Source organism: Fontibacter flavus (assembly GCF_042432905.1).
GTDB classification, from domain to species: Bacteria; Bacteroidota; Bacteroidia; order Cytophagales; family Cyclobacteriaceae; genus Fontibacter; species Fontibacter flavus.
Genome location: NZ_JBHLWI010000085.1, coordinates 1 through 1,130 on the forward strand (window position 1 = coordinate 1; position 1,130 = coordinate 1,130).

2 protein-coding genes are annotated in these 1,130 nt (G+C 37.4%); both read right to left on the bottom strand.

The features are described from left to right. Window positions 1-265 precede the first annotated feature (265 nt). The gene (locus ACFFIP_RS18930) at window positions 266-556 is read right to left on the bottom strand and encodes a helix-turn-helix domain-containing protein (RefSeq protein ID WP_014771688.1); all 291 of its coding nucleotides are present in this window, start codon (window positions 554-556) and stop codon (window positions 266-268) included. Next, window positions 553-921: a type II toxin-antitoxin system RelE/ParE family toxin gene (locus ACFFIP_RS18935; protein WP_382389360.1), complete on the bottom strand. Its 369-nt coding sequence runs from the start codon at window positions 919-921 to the stop codon at window positions 553-555. The genes ACFFIP_RS18930 and ACFFIP_RS18935 overlap by 4 nt, the downstream gene beginning before the upstream one ends. Window positions 922-1,130: the final 209 nt, after the last annotated feature.

A 1,130-nucleotide genomic window follows, 5' to 3' on the forward strand; every position in this document is an offset into this window, starting at 1 on the left:
CCTTAAAAACTAACGATTCAAATATAAAGTTGACTCAAATTCAAGTTCAAGACCCTGTGAAGTCCCTATACGCTCCAAAAATGCGGCTTTTTCCAAAAACTGAAAGTTTTTTCACAGCCTGACGGTCCGCGGCTAAGAAACTTGGGGCATTTCGAAGCCTTTAACTGTAAACCTAAGATAAAGCTAAATACGAGAAATAAACCTTCCGAATACGGATATCTGCCCCATGTTTTCTTAGGTGCTGTTATAGCGCGTATTTCCCTTTTCAGAGTTCAATGGAGATTTTTACCTTCCCACCCAATCCCTTTTCAACTATTTCATAAAGGGTTTTCAGTGTTAAATTACTTCCGTTGTTCTCTACTCTTGAAATATAAGTTCTCTTTTTATCTACTAATTCCGCTAATTGTTCTTGGGTTAGATTCTTATCCTCTCTTGCCTTTTTTAATAGCAAACCAATTTTGAAAGACTCAAAATCCCTTTCTAATTCATCCCTGCGTTCGGTTCCTTTGACTCCATACACATCATCTTTGATATCTTTCCAGCTCTTCGTATTCATTTCTTTTTCTTTTTACCTTTTTGAACTTCCTTTTCAGCATAATATTCATCCATCAGTCTGGCAGCCTTTTCAATTTCCTTTGTTGGTGTTTTTTGGGTTTTCTTCTGAAAGCCATTGAGCAAAATCACCAATTTACCTTCATCAAAAAAACAAAACACCCTCCAAATATTACTTGCCAGCTGAACCCTGGCTTCATATAGCCCTTTTTTTGTTTTAATTGGTTTCAGGTAAGTCTCCGGAACTCTTTCAAAAGTTTCTATAGCCTCAATGACCTTATAAATCTTGTTTTGAACTTTCACTGTTTGCTTTTTCAGAAAGTTCTCAAAGTGGTCTTGATAGGCTATGACTTCCCTGATTTTATCCATAACGCTAATGTAACTTTAAAGTTACTATTTTCAAAATGTAAAAAGTTGACTGTATTCAGAATTGGGCTTCTTAATATGCGCTATAACGGTAGGAGAATTGCCGTCGGGCCCTTTCCGTAGTTTGCTCTCCTGGGGGCCTGACGGCAATTCGCTTGTTATGTGTCCGTTCAGTTGTCCGCTACAATATAATCTTTTTCCGGCCCTATACA

Coding starts and splice junctions, on each gene's coding strand:
- ACFFIP_RS18935 (WP_382389360.1), bottom strand. CDS start 921: ATGGATAAAATCAGGGAAGTCATAGCCTATCAAGACCACTTTGAGAAC.
- ACFFIP_RS18930 (WP_014771688.1), bottom strand. CDS start 556: ATGAATACGAAGAGCTGGAAAGATATCAAAGATGATGTGTATGGAGTC.